This window comes from Guyparkeria sp., assembly GCF_046545975.1.
Taxonomy (GTDB): domain Bacteria; phylum Pseudomonadota; class Gammaproteobacteria; order Halothiobacillales; family Halothiobacillaceae; genus Guyparkeria.
In genome coordinates this window covers 1-2,536 of the sequence record NZ_JBKGYT010000135.1, presented here as the reverse complement: position 1 = coordinate 2,536, position 2,536 = coordinate 1, and the positions used below count along the sequence as shown (strand labels likewise).

Below are 2,536 nucleotides of genomic sequence, written 5' to 3'. Positions count from 1 at the left end.
GGTTCCCCAGGGTGGGACGGTAGTCCCGCGGGATGGGCAGCATGAAGATCGCGCAGGTCGCGCCGCTGTACGAAAGCGTCCCGCCACGTGGCTACGGGGGGAGTGAACGCGTGGTTCATTACCTCACCGAGGCCCTGGTCGACGCGGGCCACGACGTCACCCTCTATGCCAGTGCCGATTCACGCACCTCGGCCCGGCTCGTCCCCTGTATCGATCGGGCACTGCGCCAGGCCGGCGGACTGCGCGACCCGACGGCCGCGCACCTGGCCATGATCGAGCGGGTCTGCCAGGAGGCGGATCGGTTTCACGTCATTCACTTCCACACGGACTACCTGCATTTCGCCGCGGTGCGGAACATCGCCACGCCGGACGTGACCACCCTGCACGGCCGCCTGGACATCCCGGATCTGCAGGCGCTCTTTCGCTTCCACCCGAAGCGCCGGCTGGTCTCGATTTCCAGCGATCAACGCCACCCGATTCCGGACGCGGACTGGCATGGGACGATCCACAACGGGATCCCCGCAGACCTGTATCGCCCCAACCTGCATGGCGGCGACTACATCGCGTTCCTGGGGCGGATGTCCCCCGAGAAACGCCCGGATCGCGCCATCCAGATCGCGTTGCGTGCCGGGTTTCCCATCCGGCTGGCCGCCAAGCTGGATGTCGTCGACAAGGACTACTTCGACAGCCATGTCCGCCCCTTGCTGCAACACCCGCTGGTGGAATTCATCGGCGAGATCGGCGACGACGAGAAGGGCGAATTCCTCGGCAACGCGATGGCACTGCTCCTTCCGATCGACTGGGCCGAGCCGTTCGGGATGGTGATGATCGAGGCCATGGCCTGCGGCACGCCGGTGGTCGCGTGGCGACGCGGCGCGGTGCCGGAGGTGCTGGACGAAGCGGTGACCGGGTTCGTGGTGGAGACGCTCGACGATGCGGTCACCGCGGTCGGGCGTTGCGCCGACCTGGATCGTGCCCGGGTGCGCCAGCGCTTCGAGGCACGCTTCTCCGCGGCACGGATGGCCGACCAGTATCTGCGCGTCTATCGGAACCTGACTGACCGGTCAGCCGCCCTCTGACGGAGGAAGATCGACGTCATGAACGAAATGATCGAATTTGGCGGGCAGACCTACATCGAGGTCACCTCGCCCCTCGTGGAAACCGCCACCCGGGTACTCAAGTACGGAGACACCTTCGCCGTGCTCAATCAGCATGGGGACGCCGCCGGCATCGGCCGGGGCGAGCTCGGCCTCTACCACCGCGGCACCCGTCACCTGTCGGGCTGGGAGCTGCTCGTGAACGATACCCGGCCGCTGCTGCTCTCCTCCAACGTCTCGCCCGACGGCGCCCTGCTGCACGTGGACCTGACCAACGACGATCTCGTCGAGGACGGCGTCCGGGTGGCCAAGGACACCCTGCACATCCGCCGCAAGATCCTGCTCAGGGAAGGAACGTGGTACGAGCGACTGCAACTGACCAATTTCGGCCAGGAAGAACTTGGCTTCCGGCTGTCCTTTTCCCTGGGCGCCGACTTCGCCGACATTTTCGAGGTGCGCGGCGTAGAGCACCCCGACAAGCCGCGCCCCGAGCCACCCCGGCAGGCGGCGGACGCCGTGGTGCTGGGCTACCTCGGCGCCGACGGAGTGAAACGCACCACCCGCATCACCTGGGGCGACTGCGACCCCGTCTGGCGCGGGGAGCGCATGGACGTGTCCCTGCGGCTGGCGCCCAAGCAGGAAATCCACGTGCCGATCACGGTCACCTGCGAGCAGGGCGAATCGCGCGCCCGGCCCACCACCTTCGAAAAGGCCCGGCAGACGTCGCACGAGGAGATCCTGGAGTCGCAGGCAGGCGATGCGGAGATCGTCACCTCGAACGAACAGTTCAACGAATGGATCGACCGGGGTCGTTCCGACCTGCACATGCTGGTGACCCGCACCCCGGAAGGCCCCTACCCCTACGCCGGGGTGCCGTGGTTCAGCACCCCCTTCGGGCGCGACGGCCTGATCACGGCACTGGAATACCTGTGGGTCAACCCGGCGTTCGCCCGTGGCGTGCTGAGCTACCTGGCCGCGACCCAGGCCACGGAGGAGAATCCCGCGCGGGAGGCCGAGCCGGGCAAGATCCTCCACGAAACCCGGGACGGCGAACTGGCGGCGCTGGGCGTTATCCCGTTCGATCGCTACTACGGGACGGTGGATGCCACGCCCCTGTTCGTGATGCTCGCCGGCGCGTACTACGACCGAACGGGAGACAGGGCGTTTCTCCACGACCTCTGGCCGCATGTCCAGGCCGCCCTGGAGTGGATCGACCGTCACGGTGACGTCGATGGCGACGGATTCCTCGAGTACCTGCGCCACGGGGACAAGGGGCTGGTCAACCAGGGCTGGAAGGATTCCGACGACGCGATCATGCATGCCGACGGCCGGCTGGCCGAAGGCCCCATCGCCCTGAGCGAGGTGCAGGGCTATGCCTACGCCGCGTTCCGGACAGGGGCCGACCTGGCCGAACTCTTCGGCGAGACCGACGAGGCCCG

Annotated in this window: 2 protein-coding genes; both read left to right on the top strand. The window is 67.4% G+C overall.

What is annotated here, in order from left to right; genetic code table 11:
- Window positions 1-41: 41 nt before the first annotated feature.
- Window positions 42-1,079: a glycosyltransferase family 4 protein gene (locus ACLFMY_RS08910; RefSeq protein ID WP_410764307.1), complete on the top strand. Its 1,038-nt coding sequence runs from the start codon at window positions 42-44 to the stop codon at window positions 1,077-1,079.
- An 18-nt stretch (window positions 1,080-1,097) separates the two neighbouring features.
- Window positions 1,098-2,536, top strand: a 1,439-nt coding sequence (locus ACLFMY_RS08905; protein WP_410764306.1) for a glycogen debranching N-terminal domain-containing protein, incomplete at its 3' end; no start/stop codon positions are given.

Coding starts and splice junctions, on each gene's coding strand:
- ACLFMY_RS08910 (WP_410764307.1), top strand. CDS start 42: ATGAAGATCGCGCAGGTCGCGCCGCTGTACGAAAGCGTCCCGCCACGT.